Origin of the sequence: Thermanaerosceptrum fracticalcis (assembly GCF_000746025.2) — a bacterium.
Taxonomy (GTDB): domain Bacteria; phylum Bacillota; class Peptococcia; order DRI-13; family DRI-13; genus Thermanaerosceptrum; species Thermanaerosceptrum fracticalcis.
This window is the reverse complement of the sequence record NZ_CP045798.1, coordinates 3595240-3612431: the sequence shown is the minus strand read 5'-3', so window position 1 is coordinate 3612431 and position 17192 is coordinate 3595240. Positions and strand designations below refer to the sequence as shown.

The window sequence follows — 17192 nt, the reverse complement described above, 5'->3', positions numbered from 1 at the left end:
TAGTAATAAAAAAACTCCCTCAAACGAAGGAGTTCTACGACTTCCGAAGTCCGAATTAGTGACCAGAGACCAGTGTCCCTATTCGTAAACCGCAAACCGTGAAAAGTCGACCGTTTTTTATAATTTCCTGGTGTTTCATATTTACGGTTCACGGTTAACAGTTAACGGTTCACGTTAAGAATTACTAACAACTACCAACTACCAACTACCAAATACCAAATACCAACTACCAACTACTTCTGGTAGCTAATCACTTCCAACAAAGCATTTTCCGCACTCTCAATGTGATCTTTGGCCATCTGCTGGGCTAACTGCACATCCCTGGCGGCTATTGCTTCCACAATCCTTCTATGCTCTTCCAAAGCGAATTTTAGTCTTCCGGACACAGCCAGGGTAGTAGTCCGGAATCTTTGGACCTGTTCCCGCAAATTGCTGATCATCCCTAATAAACGGTCGTTTTTGGACGCTTTAAAAATAAGCTCGTGAAATTTAGTATCGACTTCGATGGTTTTAATCAGATCATTGCTTTCGAAGTGACTGGCTTCCAAAACAATATTGCGTTCCATCTCTTCAATTTCTTCCTGTGTGGCTCTTTCGGCCGCAAGCCCGGCAGCCAATGATTCCAAGGCTCCTCTTATCTCAAAGACTTCATGAATATCTTTAATGGAGAGTCCTGCCACGTAAGCTCCCTTACGGGGGATCATTACGACATAACCTTCCTGTTCTAATTTTCTGATGGCTTCTCTTACAGGTGTTCTGCTGACCCCCATTTCTTCCGCCAGTTCAGTTTCCATCAATCTTTCGCCAGGCTTTAAAACCTGGTTTATAATAGCATCCCTTAAAGATTCATATACCATTTCCCCCAGGGGCCGGAAATTGTCCAGTCTGATACGCAAGAGAGTACGTTCCGCCATGAATTTCCCTCCAATCATACTTGTATGAAACAATTCCTATTAAACTAAAGTATATTATAACAGCTCATATTGTCAAACCCTTTTTTAATTTACCCACCCTTATCACTCGTAACGGAAACTAATAAATTAAGGAAGAATATAGTTTCCTACTCGTAATAAAAAAAGTATAATAAATAGTAAATAAAATATTAAACAAATATACTGATGACGGGAAGAAACAAAGATGAAACGGGCACACTATTGGTTATTAATCCTGGCTCCTTTTTTCTGGAGTTTTAATTTTGTAATCGGCAAAACCATCGTCACCGTTATTCCGCCCATTACCCTAAACCTGTTGCGTTGGATTATACCTGTCGCTTTATTCCTTTTATTAACCTGGAAAGACCTAAGAAAAAACATATCCCTCTATTTAGCAAACTGGCCTTTACTCTTATTGCTTGGCGCTACGGGTTATTTCCTGAACACCATATCCGTTTATTACTCTGTCCGCTATACCACGGCAATCAATGCTTCTTTACTTGCCTCCTTCAGCCCCGCTATCTTTGCTCTCTTTTCCTACATATTTTATAAAGACAAAATCTCCCCGCTGCAAGGCGTCGGCATTATATTTTCAATATTTGGTGTTTTTTGGATCGTTTTCAAGGGTGAGGTCAGAGGTTTTGTAAACCTAAAGCCCAATATAGGGGATATGCTGATGCTCATCAGTGTCGTTAGCTGGGCCATTCACTCCCTTGTCTTTAAAAAAAGAGTACATGCCCTCTCCTCCAACTCCCTGTTCACCCTGATGATGTTAAGTGGTGTTCTTCTTACCCTTCCCTTTTCCCTGTGGGAAAACCGGCAGTCCAACTGGTCCTGGCTCCCACAAATGGATAAGAATTTGTTTTTAAGCATTGTCATCCTTAATATTTTTCCTTCATTACTGGCCTTTTTCCTGTGGAATAAGGCACTCCTGAAGGTAAGTTCCAATCAAGCCGCTATCTTTTTAAATTTTTCTCCCGTCTTTACCACATTAATATCTATACTCTTTCTAGGGGAACATCTAATGTTATATCATTTTACCGGTGGGATACTGATCTTTACCGGTGTTATACTGGTTACCAACAGTCCGGTATTAATAGAGCTGTTGAGTAAGAAAGTAAACCTAAAGGAAAAACCGGTAAAAGCGGAAGAATAGTCCAGAACAAAACCCTCACGCGGGGTTTTACTTATTACAGCGAATTTATTTCGGGCACGATTTTTCCTGTTTTGCATTCTTCCAATAGCCTGGCACAGTAATCAATAATATCGCTTCTTTTTACAATCCCGATAAAAACACCCTCATCATCAATAACAGGAACAAAATTTTGTGTCGTAGCCAGGCTGATCAGGTCTTCCATTTTAGCCTGGATATGAACCGGTTTATTTTGCATGTGCTGGGGTACTTCTGTTAAGAAAATCTTATGGGTATTTTCGAAACTTAAACCCGGGGTGTTTTTAATTTTCCAGAGCAGGTCACCTTCTGTAATTGTACCCACATATTTCCCTTCTTCGTCTATCAAGGGCACTGCCGAATATCGATGATACTCCATTTTTTCTAAGGCCTGGCGCATGGTGGCACGATGGGGTAAGACCACAACGTCTTGTTTGGGAGTAAGAAAAAAGGGAACATTCATGTCATACACTCCTTCCGCTGCTGTTTTAAAGAGACCCCCCTCCGAGAAAGAAGGTATTAGACCATATCTATTTTATCATAAGTTCACTATGTAAAAACAAAAGGCTGGCTTTTGCCAACCTAAAAAATTCCTTACCCCCCCAGGGTGATATCCTGTTCTTCATACCAGTGGAGAGCCTGGTACAAATGCTCCGGCAGAAAATCCGGCCACAAATCCTCCAGGATATAAAAGTCTGCATAGATTGTCTGCACCGGTAAAAAGCCGCTCAGCCTTCTTCTTCCTCCCCAGCGGATAATTAAGTCGATACGGGAGATATCAGCCGAGGCAATATTTTCCGGAAAGCTTGACTTGTTAAATGTTCCCTCCAATCCGAGTTTTTTTAAAGCCGTACTTAAATCCCACTGCCAGCTATAGTTGACAAGGAAATTAATCTTCATCAGACCCCTGCCAAAAATTACCCGTTTTGGGGTAAATGGCAGTAACTCCCGGGGAAAGAGGGGAGATTCGGTATTACCCACCACCAACAGGGCAGCATCACCCTCGGTCAATTTCATGACGGCATCCACACAGGCCTTCTGGAAGGCGCGGCATTGTTCATGGGGCCGTTTGGTATTATCCTGGGTAAAGCCATAGAAAGTTATCTCTTCTATCCCCAGTTCCAGGCATTGCCTGTATAAGGCGAAACCGGGATCTATGCCATAATGATAGCCCGCTTCTTTGGGTAATCCCCGCTGCTGTGCCCATCTCCTGTTGCCATCGGGTATCACACCGATGTGACGGGGAATCCTTTTGAATTTATGTTGCACCAGAGCCATTTTTTCCATAAATTACCTCGACTTATGAATATCTATTAGAATAATTTCCATTAAACCCGCACAGTATTCATAAATTATCCGGCTTTAATTATGTAACTCTGCAAACTAAAGTTGATACAATGATAAAGTAAATGGTACACTATGTAAGAAATTTATCTTAAATACGGGAGCAGAACCATGGAGAAAAAAACTATCGACTTTACCCGGGATAGTATTCCCCGCCATTTAATAATGTTTTCCATCCCCATGTTTTTAGGGAATCTCCTGCAAGCCCTTTACAATACCGTAGACAGTATTTGGGTGGGAAGGTTTCTGGGGCCCCAGGCCCTAGCCGCAGTCTCCGTAGGGTTTCCCGTCATCTTTGCTCTGGTGGCACTGATTATGGGAGCAGCGATGGCCATGACCACTTTGGTCTCCCAGTATTACGGCGCCAAAAGGCAGGACATGGTGGTAAAAACCATAGGAAACTCCCTGATTACTTTAACTGTCCTCGGCCTTATTGTCTCCGTCATCGGGGTAGTATACCGGGGGGAATTGCTTTCACTGATCAATACACCCCCTGACATCATGGAACAGGCTTCAGGGTATCTGGGCGTGTTCCTCAGCGGATTGATAGGTATGTTCTGGTATAACGGGATTAGTGCTATCCTACGGGGTTTAGGCGATTCGCGAACTCCTTTGAAATTTTTGGCGTATGCCACTGTGATTAACATCGTTCTCGACCCCCTCCTGATCTTTGGCCTGGGTCCTCTCCCGGCCATGGGTGTAAAAGGAGCTGCCCTGGCTACCGTTATTGCCCAGGGAATATCCTCACTACTGGCCTTAAGATATCTTTTTCAATCCTCCGGTCTGGTAACACTTAACAAAGAATTCTGGATTATAGACTGGTCCCTCATTGGTTTAATCTTTAAAATTGGTTTACCCGCAGGTCTTCAGCATACCCTTGTTTCCTTAAGCTCCTTAGCTGTAGGCGCTATGGTTAACCGTTTTGGCAGTACAGTAGTCGCCGGCTTTGGGGCTGCCGCCCGTATCGAACAGTTCGCCTTTATGCCTGCCATGAGTATCAGTTTGGCCGTCTCAGCCTTAGTAGGCCAAAACCTGGGAGCACAAAAAGAAGAACGGGTGAAGGATTCAGTAAAGTGGAGCGGTATTTTGGCCATTGCCATTAACTTTGTGGTCTCTTTGGCTATCCTTTTTATTCCTACCCTGCTCCTGGCCCCTTTTACCAAAGACACCGGGGTTTTAGAGGCTGGCGCCCTGTACCTGCGCTACCTGGGCTATGCCTATATACCCTTCGCCCTGATGTTTACCCTGGGAGGTGTTTTAAGGGGGGCAGGGGATACCGTCACTGCCATGCTGCTAACACTTATCTCCCTTTGGGTGATTAGAGTTCCTCTGGCCGCCTATCTCTCAGTCAATCCCTACCTGGGTGTAAAGGGAATCTGGCTAGCCATTGTCATCAGTATTTATACGGGATTAATTATCAATTATCTTTATTACCGCACGGGCAGGTGGAAAAAATTTGCCGTGGTGAAAGGTCCTGCCTTTGAGCAGGAGATAAGTGCTGAACCCGCCACAGAAAACTAACCATCTTCACCCCGGTTAGATTACAGATTCCGTAATATTTAATAATATGGTACAATCTTTACGGTTACTTATCTAACATCGTGGGGTGAGAATTATGAAGAAGCTTATTGGTTCCCTCCTCATCGTTCTTTTACTGTTTTCCATCCTCGGCTGTAGTAAAGCTGGGAATAATAAAAAGGTCTCTCTTAAGTTAGGCCTGCTGAGTATCGAAGATAACCTTCCCTTTTTTGTAGCGGAAAAGGAAGGTTTATTTGCCAAACACGGTATAGAGGTGCAATTAATCCCCTTCAACAGTGCCAGGGATAGAGATATTGCTCTGGAGGCCGGCGAAATACAAGGTGAATTGGCTGACCTCCTGGCGGCAGCTCTCTTTAAAAAAGGCGGAACTCCCGTTAAAGTTGTGTCCCTGGGCTTAGGAGCCACGCCCCAGGAAGGCCGTTTTGCCATTCTCTCCTCTCCCGGGAGCGGTATCACCACTCCCCAGCAATTAAAAGGCATACCTATCGCTATTTCTCAAAACACCATTATCCATTACCTGGCTGAAGAAATGTTAAAAGAAGTAGGTATTGCTCCCAGTGAGCTAAACTTTCAAAGTATTCCCGACATGAAAATCCGGCTGGATGCTTTGCTGGCCGGAAAAGACGTGAAAGCTGCTCTCTTACCGGACCCCTTGGCCACCCTGGCGGAAAAATCCGGCGCTGTCGTAGTAGTAGATGATGCTAAACTAAAGAATAACCTTTCCCAAACAGTAATCCTTTTCCGTGAAGATACCCTTAAGAAATATCCCGAATCCGTAAAAAGAATCCTCCAGGCTTATGAAGAAGCGGCAGGTAAATTAAACGAGTCCCCGGAAAAATATAAAGAATTAATTATCGAAAAAGCGCGTATTCCTAAACCATTGGAAAATTCCTACACCATCCCCAAATATTCACCCCTGGTTTTACCCACCAAGGCTATGGTGGAGAGGGTGATGAACTGGATGCAAAACAAAGGATTAATTGACAAAGCCTACAGTTATGAAGAGATTGTAGCCCCCGGTTATCTGCAAAGATAAATTGGGCTGAACACCTCGATTTCCGCTATCCGACATCCGACTTCCGACATTCAATATCAGATACCAAAAACCTGGTTACATCATGGGACACCTAAAGTGTCTCATTTTTGTTTTTCTAACACTGGCGAAGTAAAAATATGATACAATTTTAAGGTAAGCAAAATAACCAATCTCATTTTCCCATGTAGGGGGTAAAAGCTTGCTGTCATTAGATAACGTATCTCTCTCTTATCAACCCCATAATGGATTGGAAACAGAGGCGCTGCAGAATGTTAACCTCTCTTTCGTTCCCGGGGAACGCTGGGCTGTGATTGGTCCTTCAGGCTGCGGGAAAAGTTCTCTCCTCCTGCTCCTGGCAGGGCTCTTATCCCCCACTTCGGGAGAAATTAAGTTAAATAATAAGCCTTTCCAAAAACCACAGCCTGAAATAGCCCTCATCTTACAAGACCATGGTCTCTTTCCCTGGAAGACTGTCCTGGAAAACGCCATGCTGGGGCTCGTCTTACAAAAAGTACCCAAACCTGCTGCCAGGAAGAAAGCATTAGGCATCCTTACCTCTTTAGGCATCGGAGAGCAAAAAGACAAATATCCCACGCAGTTATCCGGCGGTCAAAGACAGCGTGTAGCCATCGCCAGAGCCCTGGCCCTGGAGCCTAAATACCTTTTAATGGACGAGCCTTTTTCCGCCCTGGACGCCCTGACACGGGAGCAGTTGCAGGCCATGGTCTTTGAGTTATGGAAATCCCTGGGGTTCACCATGATTTTAGTCACCCACAGCATCGAAGAAGCTGTCTTCTTAGGCGGCAAAATTGCCGTCTTCTCCCCTGCTCCGGGAAAAATCATAAAAATCCTTGATAATACTACTTCAGAAGAGCCCCTGTCCCGTAATTCCCCCGAATTTTACCGGCAGTGCTCCCGGGTACGCTCCCTTTTGGAAGGGGGGAACAAGCCAGGATCATGTTAGGAAAAATGCGCGATTATTTGTTAGCCCTGGTTGTCATCTTTGGCAGCTGGCACCTTGGTTCTTCAATCATGGCCAAGCCTTTTCTGCCTACTCCTCTGGCTGTAATCCAGGAGTTTTCTCTTCTGTTGATAAAAGGTCAACTCCTTTCCCATTTCCTAATCAGTTCTTACCGGGTCTTTTTAAGTCTCGCCATTTCTTTTTTGCTTGCTGTTCCCCTGGGTCTGGTCATGGGCAGAACCCCCGCCCTGGACAGGATAGCTGCCCCTGTCATCTACGTTTTATATCCTCTGCCCAAGAGTGTATTTTTACCCATTATCGTTGTGTTCCTGGGCCTGGGTAACTTGCCCAAAATCGTCCTGATTTGTTTGATTGTTTTCTTTCAAATTGTCGTTACCGCCCGTGATGCTGCCAGGAATATTCCCCTGCAAAGCCTGCTTTCCCTAAAATCTCTCCATGCCACCACCTGGCAGACCTACCGTCACCTGGTTTGGCCCTACTGCCTGCCCAAAATTTTGACCTCACTGCGGGTAAGCCTGGGTACGGCCATTGCTGTGCTTTTCCTGGCTGAAACCTTTGCTTCCACCGATGGGCTGGGCTATTTTATCCTGGATGCAATGGAAAGAAAAGAATACCCCGCAATGTATGCGGGAATCTTGGCCATGGGCTTACTGGGTGTTATCACGTACGCCCTTGTGGATTTAATTGAAAACCGTTTCTGTAAATGGACAAAGTATTAAAAAGCTCTCAACAGCCTGGTGAGAGCTTATTCTTTATCAATCATTTATTTGTGTTATTTTTAACGAGCCTTTAAGGCTTTTCTAAGGACTAAAATGAATAACAATATCCACAACTTCGGGCCTGTTTCCTACCCGGATGGGAGGCCCCCAGGTGCCGAACCCGGAAGAAACGATGACCTGGAGCTCCTCTTTACGGAGATAACCCCAATCCTTTTCGAAAATCCTCGAGGTAATTAACTGGTTAGGAAACAACTGTCCCCGATGGGTGTGGCCTGAGAGCTGCAGGTCCACCCCTTCTTTTTTGGCTTCTTCCAATTCCACAGGCTGGTGATTTAACAATATGATGGGCAGGGAATAGTCTATGCCTGTCATTACCTCAGCGAGACTCTTACGTTTTCTACCGCTAAAACGTTCACTGGCCCGCTCGTCCCGGCCCACTACATAAAAACTGTCTTCTACCTTGATATAGCTATCCCGGAGGACTTGGATTCCCGACTCCTCCAAATAGTGTATAGCCTCTTCCACTTTGCGGCCAATGTACTCATGGTTACCCAAAGCCGCAAATTTACCGTATTTGGGGTTGAGCCTGCGAAAAGTAGCCATCATATTCTGTTCAACAAAAAGCCCTACATTTTCATCAATCACATCACCCGGGAGCAAAATCAGGTCGGGATTAAGGGCATTAACTATTTCCACCATCTTCTCCAGCCGTCGGTTATCCATAATCTTGCCCAAATGAAGGTCGGAAACCATGACCACATGAAGCTTGTCTAGCTGCCCTGCCTTCTTGGGGATAGTAATATCGTAATGCACTACCTGGGGGTTCCGGGCATTCCAGAAGCCATAGCCCAGGATAACTATCACCAAAAGCAAGGCGGTCAGGCCAGCTGCCGGGGGGAATCCCTTTACGCCGCCAGGCCATAGTTTTAATACGTTCATTAGAGCCCTTATTAAATCCATGACCACCAAAATCTGAAGAAAATAAAACATGGCACCCAGCCAGTAAGACCCCACCAGGGATAACAGTGTACTTACACCGGCAGGGAGATATTTTTCCCCCATTCTTCCCATAAGATAAGACAAGGCTACGGACCAAAAAATTAGCCAGTAAAGCGAATGATTTAAAGAGACATAAAAACTAAGGGTTTGCCAGAGACGCCGACCGATGTAATAATTGAGGCACCCATAGACCAAGAGAATGATACTAAAAACAAAAAGAAACTGCCTCACAAAATACTCCTTTCTCTCCTTGCATGTTGCTCCTTTATATTTTAGCAAAAATTGCCTAGCAGTTCCCAAAGAAAAGGTAATACTAAGGGAACTTTTCTCCGCCTATTTCGTCTAAATTAAGAAAGCATCACCAACCTTTCATTTTAAACGTTAGCCGCTACCTGTTGAATGTTAACCGTAAACCGAATTTCGATTGGACGACTTCCGACCACCGATTACCGACATCGGATATCGGAAAGCGGATATCGGAAGTCGTAAAAAGAAATACATGCAGGAGGTACATCAATGAAAAAAAGACTTCTCACCTGTCTCTTACTATTTGTCTTCATCTTCGGCAACTTATTACCCCTGCCGGCCAAAGGCATCGACCCTGCATCCAACGCTTTTACCTTTATACATATTACCGATACCCATGTAGGTTCTGCCGTAGGTAACAAGAACACCCCCAAAGTCCTGCAAGAGCTGCTCAAAAGTTATCAAGATGCCGCTTTCCTGGTGCATGGGGGCGATCTTACCGAACTGGGGACCCCCGACCAGTATGCGTATTATAAAGAATTAATGGCTCCTTTTCAGATGCCCCTTTATCATACTCCCGGCAACCACGAAAGCCGCTGGATAGATGCCGGGAAGAGCTATTTTAAAAAGTATTTTGGTATGCCTTATCATTCCTGGAATTATCAAGGCATTCATTTTGTGGCTCTGGATTCCTCCATGGCCAACGGCCAGCACGGGCATTTTGAGAAACAGATGCTGGAGTGGCTGAAGGGAGACCTGGCTAAAACAGGTAAAACCACACCTGTCATCATCTTTACCCATCACCCTGTTTTTTACGACGAGGTCCATCCCGACAGCAAATTTATGGATAATGAATGGGATCTCTGGACAATTATTAAGGATTACAACGTCCCGGCCATTTTTACGGGTCATGGGCATAGAAGCGAAGTCTGGCGTGCAAACGGAACTGCTGTCTTTATGAGCGCCGCCGCTATGGATGCCGGTTTTAGTATTGTGGAAGTGGACAAGACCAGGCAGGAATTCACCGTCTACCGGGGAGTAGCCAACGAGCAGCCTATTAAAGAACTGCTGGCCCGGGTTCCTCTCACCAAACCCTCCACTATTCCCTCCTTGAAAGTTCTGTCTCCCGCCTGGAACCAAAGCCAAAAGGGCAGCTTTCTTTTAAAAGTATCCTTAGAAAACTGGAAAAGCTCTATTCCACCCCAGGTTGAATACCGGTTAGAGGATAATCGCTGGAAACCTCTAGACATGGTCGGCACCACCTATCAAAAAGAGATTGATTTAACAGAGGTGGACGATGGCATTAGGGCCATTTGGGTACGGGCAACGGCTGATGATGGCCAAATATATTTCTCGCGGATTCAGTTCAAAGTGCAAAAAGGCACCGGTCCCCAGATCCTGTGGGAGTTTAACGCCGGGGGCGGTATCCAGCATGCCCCGGCCTTAGGAAACAAATATTTATACATGGGGGACAACAGCGGTAAGTTGTATGCACTGGACCAAAAGACAGGCCGTAAGGTCTGGGAGTTTAAAACGGGAGGGGCCATCATCGGTTCCCCCTCCTATGCCAATGGTATGGTTTATATGGGTTCAGCCGATGGTAAGATCTATGCCATTAAAGCCATTGACGGCAAAAAAATCTGGGAATACAAGACAGGGGGGGCCGTCATTGCCCCGCCCTTAACAGCAAACGGCAGAGTTTATGTAGGTTCCAGCGACTACAATATGTACGCCCTGGATGGAAAGACAGGAACAGAGTTATGGCGCTTTGCCACAGGGAATACCATTGCCAGTCAAGCAACTTTGGCTGAGGATACTGTTTTCTTCGGGAGCTGGGACGGCAAATTTTATGCAGTGGATGCAGCCACAGGCCAAGAAAAGTGGAAAAAAGAGTTAGGCTCGCAAACTTATTATGCACCGGCAGCCAGCACACCCCTCTACCTTAACGGGAAAATCTATATCAGTACCCCCGGCGCTTACGTCTATGCTTTTAAAGCTCAAACAGGAGAAGTCGTGTGGGAGATCAAGGAATCTTCCGGCCTCTCTACACCCGTCCTCTTCAACGACGCCCTGTTATACGGCACTCTTGGCGGCCTTGTATATGCCCTGGACCCGGAAACGGGGGAGCGGGTATGGCAGGTGGAAAGCGGTTTGGCAAGCTACTCTCCCTCCCCCGTAGCCCAGGCGGGAGATGTGATCCTGCCGGGTATCATCGGTAAAGTCAGCGCCTTAAATACAGGGAATACCCCCCAAAGCTGGAGCATCAAACTTGGTGAAGCCTATCTTTTCTCTAACGGTGCAGTAAAGGACAACTTGTTATTCATCGGCTCCCTGGAAGGAAAACTTTACTGTCTTTCCACGCAACCCAGCGCCAAAGCGAAACCCTTTCCCCTCTTGACTGCCTTCAGCGATACGGGAAACCACTGGGCGAGAAGGGACCTAAACAAGTTACACAAACTGGCCCTGATCCGGGGATATGAGGATGGTTCTTTCAGGCCCGATGAGCAGGTAAGCCGGGCACAAATGGCCTCTATTCTCAGCCGATACTTACAATACGAACAACCCTCTCCCGGTTATAAAACAACCTTCAACGACATCAGCAAGCACTGGGCGGCTCAAGCCATTGCGGCCATGCAGGAAAAGGGCATTGCCGGCGGCTATAAAGATGCCAGGGGTAACGTGCTCTTCAAACCCGATAGTAAGATGAAGCGCGGCGAGGCCATTGTCATGCTGGCCAGGGCCCTCAACCTCACCAAGCCTTCTGCCGGTTTTGTTTCCAAATTCAATGATATCAGCAGCTACTGGGCCAAGGACGCCGTCATGGCCCTGGAAGAAAAGGGCATCATTGGCGGCTATACGGAAAACGGCAAATACCTCTTTAAGCCCGAGAAGGAAATCAGCCGGGCGGAAATCGGGGTGCTGCTGGTACGGATCGTGGAAAGCAATATTAAGCAGTAAAAAGGGGAACAGAAAAACCCGAGGCTTTCATTTGGATATATGGGCACAGCATAGGGAGATGATTTAACAGTAAAGCCTTTATAATGCTGATGAGAAGCCCGGCCCTCTCCCGGTCGTATTTCCTCAATAACGACGGCTTCGCGCATCTAATTTACACCCCATTTTTATGGCTTGACTTGCTTGGAAATAACCCTGAAAACCACATCCTTTTACCTTAAATGTATATTCTCCTATGCGTACCGTAACTAATAACTTAATATGAAGGTGCCAGGCACCAACCAACTAAGTTATGCTTCCTGAATAATACAACGGCCCTTCCCTCAGGGAAGAGCCATCACTGTATCAAATCTTCTCAATCCTCACGGCACAGATTTTCAGCTCGGGAATCTTGCAGCTTTTATCCAGAGCCCTGTTAGTCAAAACGTTGGCTGCCCCTTGGGCGTAATGGAAGGGCATAAAGATCACATCCTCTTTCACTTTCTCCGCAACTTTAGCCTTTGTGGTAATAGCACCTCTCCGGGACACAACTTTCACTATTTCCCCGTCGCTAATACCTAATTTATCCGCCGTTGTGGGGTGTACCTCCATGTAGCTTTCGGGAGCGATTTCATTTAGTCCTGTCACCCTTCCCGTCATGGTCCTGGTGTGATACTGGTAAAGAATCCGGCCCGTGGTCAAAAGATAAGGATACTCAACGTCGGTTTCCTCGGCGGGTCCCTGGTAGACCACTGGCATAAAGAGCCCTTTACCCCTGGTAAACCGGCCTTGATGCAGGAATTTGGTGCCCGGGTGGTCTTTGCTGGGACAAGGCCACTGGAGACCTTGTTGTTCAATACGGTAGTAATTTATGCCTCCATACTGGGGTGTTACCCTTGTGATTTCCTCCATGATTTCATAGGGGTGACGGTATTTCACCTCATACCCTAGCCTGTTCATCAATTCCGTGATAATGATCCAGTCCGGTTTGGCTTCTCCTACAGGCTCCACAGCCTTTCTAACCCTCTGCACCCTCCGCTCCGTATTGGTAAAAGTACCATCCTTTTCTACGGCGGAAGCGGCCGGTAACACTACATGGGCAAATTCCGCCGTTTCCGTGAGGAAAATATCTTGAACCACCAGGAAATCCACACTGGAAAGGGCTTTCTTGACATGATTGAGGTCAGGGTCGGAAACCATGGGATTTTCGCCCATGATATAAAGGAATTTAATGTTGCCAGCCTCGGCGGCATCGAGAATTTCGGGCAGCGTTAGCCCTTGCTCATGGGGCAGCTTTACTCCCCAGGCCTTTTCAAACTTTTCCACTATTTCCGGTACATCCACTCTCTGGTAGCCGGGAAAGACATTGGGCAAAGCCCCCATATCACAAGCTCCCTGGACATTGTTCTGACCCCGGAGAGGGTTAACGCCTGCTCCTTCCTTACCGATGTGTCCGCATAATAGAGCCAGATTGGAGATGGCCATGACATGCTCGGTCCCCGCACTGTGCTGGGTGACACCCATGGCATAATAAATGCTGGCTTTGGCCGCCCTGGCATACAGCCTGGCCGCCTTCCGGATATCCTCAGCCTCTACCCCACATATTTCGGCAGCCTTTTCCGGAGTAAAACCGGTTAGGGCTTTTTTAAACTCTGCAAAATTTTCCGTCCGTTCATCGATATAAGTCTGGTCCTGCAGTCCTTCTTCCAGGATAACGTGCATCATCCCGTTCATTAAAGCCACATTGGTGCCGGGTTTGATTTGCAGGAATATTTCGGCATCCCTGGCCAAGTCTATTTTTCGCGGCTCTGCCACAATGAGCCTGGCACCATGATACCGTACGGCCTGCCTGATCTTGGAACCGATGACAGGGTGTGTTTCCGTAGTATTAGACCCGGTAACAAAGATGACATCAGCGGCTGTAACCTCTTCAATGCTGTTGGTCATGGCACCGCTCCCCAGGGTAGCGGCCAGACCGGCTACCGTAGAGGCATGACACAGCCGGGCGCAGTGGTCAATATTGTTGGTGCCGATGACAGCTCTAAATAATTTTTGCATTAAATAGTTCTCTTCATTGGTACACCTGGCTGAAGAAAGCCCGGCCAGGGCATCACTGCCATATTGCTCTTTAGTTTCCTTAATTTTAGACGCAATAAGTTCATAGGCTTCTTCCCAGGTTGCCTCCGTTAACTTCCCCTCTTTCCTGATCAAAGGCTTTTTCAGCCTGTCAGGATGGTGAACGAAAGAAAAACCAAACCTCCCCTTGACGCACAAGAGTCCCTCATTGGGTGGTTCATTGAGCGGCAGGACTTCCATAATTCTGTTGTTTTTCACACGGAGTTCCAATTGACAGCCCACGCCACAGTAAGGACAGGTGGTCTTAACCCCCGTAGTCTCGTAAAAGCTAAATTTTTCTTTCCTCTTGGGCATGAGCGCTCCCACTGGACAAGCAGCTACACAGTTGCCGCATGAAACACAGGCTGAGTTCTTAATATCCTTTTCAAAGGGAGGTGTAATGTGAGTAGTAAATCCCCTGTCGGCCACGCTTAAAGCATCAGTACACTGGAGCTGGGAGCAAACCATTACACATTTACGGCAAAGTATACATTTGTTAAGGTCTACATAGTAAAAAGGATTGGAATCATCTATTTTGTACTTATTTTTTTCCCCATCATAAGCAGACTGGTTCACATCATATTTACTGCATAAAGCCTGTAGTGAACACCTGCCTGCTTTCTCACAGACCAGGCAATCACCTTCATGGGTGGAAAGAAGCAGCTTAAGGATTTCTCTTCTCGCTTCTACTACAGCAGCACTTTCCGTCCATACTTTCATTCCTTCTGCCACAGGAGTAGAACAACCTGTCTGCAGGCTCCTGGCTCCTTCCACTTCTACAACACATATACGGCAGGAGCCATGGGCCTTGAGACGCGGATCGTGACAGAGTGTGGGGATTTCAATGCCTATACTCCTGGCAGCTTCCAGGATAGTTAACCCTTCCCTAACCTGCGCAATTTGCCCGTTAATTGTTAAAGTTACCATCAGTTTCCCCCTCAGCTCAATCATAGTACAGACTGAAAATTATATAAATTAATAAACAGTATAGCAGACAACTTTCTAACATTCAAATCATTGATCCTAGATGTTTAAAGCTTCCGTCACCAGCATAAAATGTATTTAATTAGTCTTATTTTTGTTTTTAAAGGTGGCGAAAAGATTTATGTTCAAAAACAGAACCCATGCCGGTTCCCTGCTGATGCCTTTGCTTCAGGACCTACAGCTTAAAAACCCACTGGTCATCGGCATTCCCCGGGGTGGTGTCGAAGTAGCTTCTCCCATTGCCCGGGGAATCCAAGCACCACTTTATGTGATTATCCCCCGTAAAATAGGCGCTCCCTTTAATCCCGAATACGCTGTAGGAGCAGTAGCACCTGATGGAACAGTTTCCTACGACGAAACTCTTTTAAACTATTTAGGCCTCATACCACAGGACATGGAAAAAGTGATCCAACGAGAAAAGCAGGAAATCGCCAAACGTACTCATCTCTATGGTAAATGGGGTACTCTTCCGGATTTGAAAAACTACATGGTAATTCTGGTAGATGACGGTATTGCCACAGGCTACACCGTAAAGGCCGCCCTCTCCTCTTTGAGGAAGCAGACTACAAATCCTATCATTCTGGCCGTCCCTGTCTTGCCCGAAGATGTAGTTTCCTCTTTTGAATCCCTGGTTGACAAACTCATTTATTTACACGCTCCCATTGATTTTAGAGCTGTCGGTCAATTCTATGAAGACTTTTCGGAAATATCCCATGAAGCCGTACTTAATATATTGGAGGAGACTAATAAAAAAGTGACGTGTCACGAGTAGCGAGTCGCGAGTATTTTCTCAGTATTTTTTAGGTCCACTCGGCACTCGTTACTAGGGTACTCGGTACTTATTGTGAACAGTGTCCGGTGATCAGTAACCTGGGACAACCTGTCCCAATCGGCTGATTCCAATATACATATATGTGCAAGAATATATTATATCATCTTAAAAAATGTTAAAGCGACACACCTGGTGTCATTTTCCATTGAAATATCTAGTTACTGTAATATAATAGTTAGGGGTTCTCAAGTATGTGATATGAATAATAAATTCACTAATAGTCATGCTTAGCCATACATAATGCAAATTTATTGTTTTTGAAGAATATTTATGAATATTAAGAGTTTACCAATTATTTTATGAAGAAGTTCTTTTACCAAGAAGGAAATACCATGTACATATTGAATTAATACCTGGTTATATTTCTTTACTCATATTTAGGCTTTCTTTAAATTTTCTTTAATAATAAATAATTATTGGAGGATGGTTTAATGTTCAAATTTATACTCAACAGGTTAGCGACATCAGCGATCACCATTTTCCTTATCGTCACCATCACTTTTGTATTGATGCATGCCATACCCGGTGGCCCCTTTACCCGGGAGAAAGCCCTCCCTCCCGAAGTGCAGAAACAAATTGAAGAAAAATACCATCTCAACGACCCACTCTGGAAACAGTATACAGATTATTTAGTAAGTTTAGCCAAAGGTGATTTAGGCCCCTCTTTTAAATACCCCGGTCTTACGGTAAACGACATCATCAAAAAAGGCTTTCCTGTTTCTGCCCAGCTTGGTTTAATCACCCTAGTTATCATGCTGGTGGTAGGTATCCCGGCAGGGATCATTTCCGCCCTGAGGCAAAACAAGTGGCAGGACCACCTGGCCATGTTCCTGGCCACCATCGGTGTGGCCATACCCAACTTCGTAGTGGCTACCCTCCTCATCTATATCTTTGGTGTGAAACTGGGGTGGCTCCCCACTTCCCGCTGGGTTTCCTGGAAAAGCACCATTATGCCGGCCATAGCCCTGGCAGGTTATTCCACAGCCTACATTGCCCGTTTGACCCGCTCCAGCTTTTTAGAAATTATCCAGCAGGACTATATCCGGACAGCCCGGGCCAAAGGTTTGCCCGAACGTGTCGTTATTTATAAACATGCTTTAAAGAACGCCCTGATCCCTATCATCACTTACCTGGGACCTGTGATTGCCACACTCTTGACCGGTACCTTTGTCATTGAAAAGATTTTTGCCATTCCCGGCCTGGGACAACACTTCGTCACCAGTATCGGGAACAGGGATTACACCGTTATCCTTGGTACCACCGTTTTTTACGCCACTTTTATGGTTCTTATGAACCTACTCGTTGACATCATTTATGGGTTTATCGACCCCCGTATCCGCATTGGTAAATAGGGAGGAG

The 17192-nt window shown here is 45.9% G+C and carries 13 protein-coding genes; 8 read left to right on the top strand and 5 right to left on the bottom strand.

Annotation, left to right across the window (positions count from 1 at the left end; translation table 11 throughout):
* Positions 1-233: 233 nt before the first annotated feature.
* Positions 234-914, bottom strand: a complete 681-nt coding sequence (locus BR63_RS18270) for a GntR family transcriptional regulator (protein WP_034420488.1) — start codon at positions 912-914, stop codon at positions 234-236.
* A 223-nt stretch (positions 915-1137) separates the two neighbouring features.
* Here BR63_RS18270 and BR63_RS18265 point away from each other — a divergent pair, with 223 nt between their 5' ends.
* Entirely contained in the window at positions 1138-2088 is a 951-nt protein-coding gene (locus BR63_RS18265) for a DMT family transporter (protein WP_034420489.1), read from the top strand.
* A 34-nt stretch (positions 2089-2122) separates the two neighbouring features.
* Here BR63_RS18265 and BR63_RS18260 read toward each other — a convergent pair whose 3' ends face one another.
* Both BR63_RS18260 and BR63_RS18255 read right to left on the bottom strand, forming a co-directional pair.
* Entirely contained in the window at positions 2123-2566 is a 444-nt protein-coding gene (locus tag BR63_RS18260; protein WP_034420490.1) for a CBS domain-containing protein, read from the bottom strand.
* A gap of 131 nt (positions 2567-2697) precedes the next feature.
* On the bottom strand, positions 2698-3390 hold the full coding sequence (locus tag BR63_RS18255; protein WP_420825484.1) for an undecaprenyl diphosphate synthase family protein: 693 nt from the start codon (positions 3388-3390) through the stop codon (positions 2698-2700).
* A 168-nt stretch (positions 3391-3558) separates the two neighbouring features.
* On the opposite strand from BR63_RS18255, the gene BR63_RS18250 reads away from it, so the two are divergent.
* The 4 genes from BR63_RS18250 to BR63_RS18235 all read left to right on the top strand — a co-directional run bounded on the left by BR63_RS18250 (position 3559) and on the right by BR63_RS18235 (position 7723).
* A complete protein-coding gene (locus BR63_RS18250; protein WP_034420491.1) occupies positions 3559-4968 on the top strand; it encodes an MATE family efflux transporter in 1410 nt (469 codons plus the stop codon).
* 94 nt (positions 4969-5062) lie between these two features.
* Complete coding sequence (locus BR63_RS18245) at positions 5063-6022, top strand: ABC transporter substrate-binding protein (protein ID WP_034420492.1); 960 nt, start codon at positions 5063-5065, stop codon at positions 6020-6022.
* 199 nt (positions 6023-6221) lie between these two features.
* On the top strand, positions 6222-6986 hold the full coding sequence (locus BR63_RS18240; RefSeq protein WP_034420493.1) for an ABC transporter ATP-binding protein: 765 nt from the start codon (positions 6222-6224) through the stop codon (positions 6984-6986).
* Positions 6980-7723, top strand: a complete 744-nt coding sequence (locus BR63_RS18235) for an ABC transporter permease (protein WP_034420494.1) — start codon at positions 6980-6982, stop codon at positions 7721-7723. Before BR63_RS18240 ends, BR63_RS18235 begins: the two co-directional genes overlap by 7 nt.
* An 81-nt stretch (positions 7724-7804) precedes the next feature.
* Here BR63_RS18235 and BR63_RS18230 read toward each other — a convergent pair whose 3' ends face one another.
* Positions 7805-8953, bottom strand: coding sequence for a metallophosphoesterase (locus tag BR63_RS18230; RefSeq protein ID WP_034420495.1), 1149 nt, complete (start codon positions 8951-8953; stop codon positions 7805-7807).
* A gap of 285 nt (positions 8954-9238) precedes the next feature.
* On the opposite strand from BR63_RS18230, the gene BR63_RS18225 reads away from it, so the two are divergent.
* On the top strand, positions 9239-11926 hold the full coding sequence (locus tag BR63_RS18225; protein WP_034420496.1) for an outer membrane protein assembly factor BamB family protein: 2688 nt from the start codon (positions 9239-9241) through the stop codon (positions 11924-11926).
* Positions 11927-12268: 342 nt separating this feature from the next.
* Here BR63_RS18225 and fdhF read toward each other — a convergent pair whose 3' ends face one another.
* Positions 12269-14944, bottom strand: coding sequence for a formate dehydrogenase subunit alpha (fdhF, locus tag BR63_RS18220; protein WP_034420497.1), 2676 nt, complete (start codon positions 14942-14944; stop codon positions 12269-12271).
* 178 nt (positions 14945-15122) lie between these two features.
* Here fdhF and BR63_RS18215 point away from each other — a divergent pair, with 178 nt between their 5' ends.
* Both BR63_RS18215 and BR63_RS18210 read left to right on the top strand, forming a co-directional pair.
* The gene (locus tag BR63_RS18215) at positions 15123-15773 is read left to right on the top strand and encodes a phosphoribosyltransferase (RefSeq protein ID WP_034420498.1); all 651 of its coding nucleotides are present in this window, start codon (positions 15123-15125) and stop codon (positions 15771-15773) included.
* A gap of 491 nt (positions 15774-16264) precedes the next feature.
* Positions 16265-17185 (top strand): ABC transporter permease, encoded by a 921-nt coding sequence (locus BR63_RS18210; RefSeq protein WP_034420499.1) that lies wholly within the window; start codon positions 16265-16267, stop codon positions 17183-17185.
* Positions 17186-17192 lie beyond the last annotated feature (7 nt).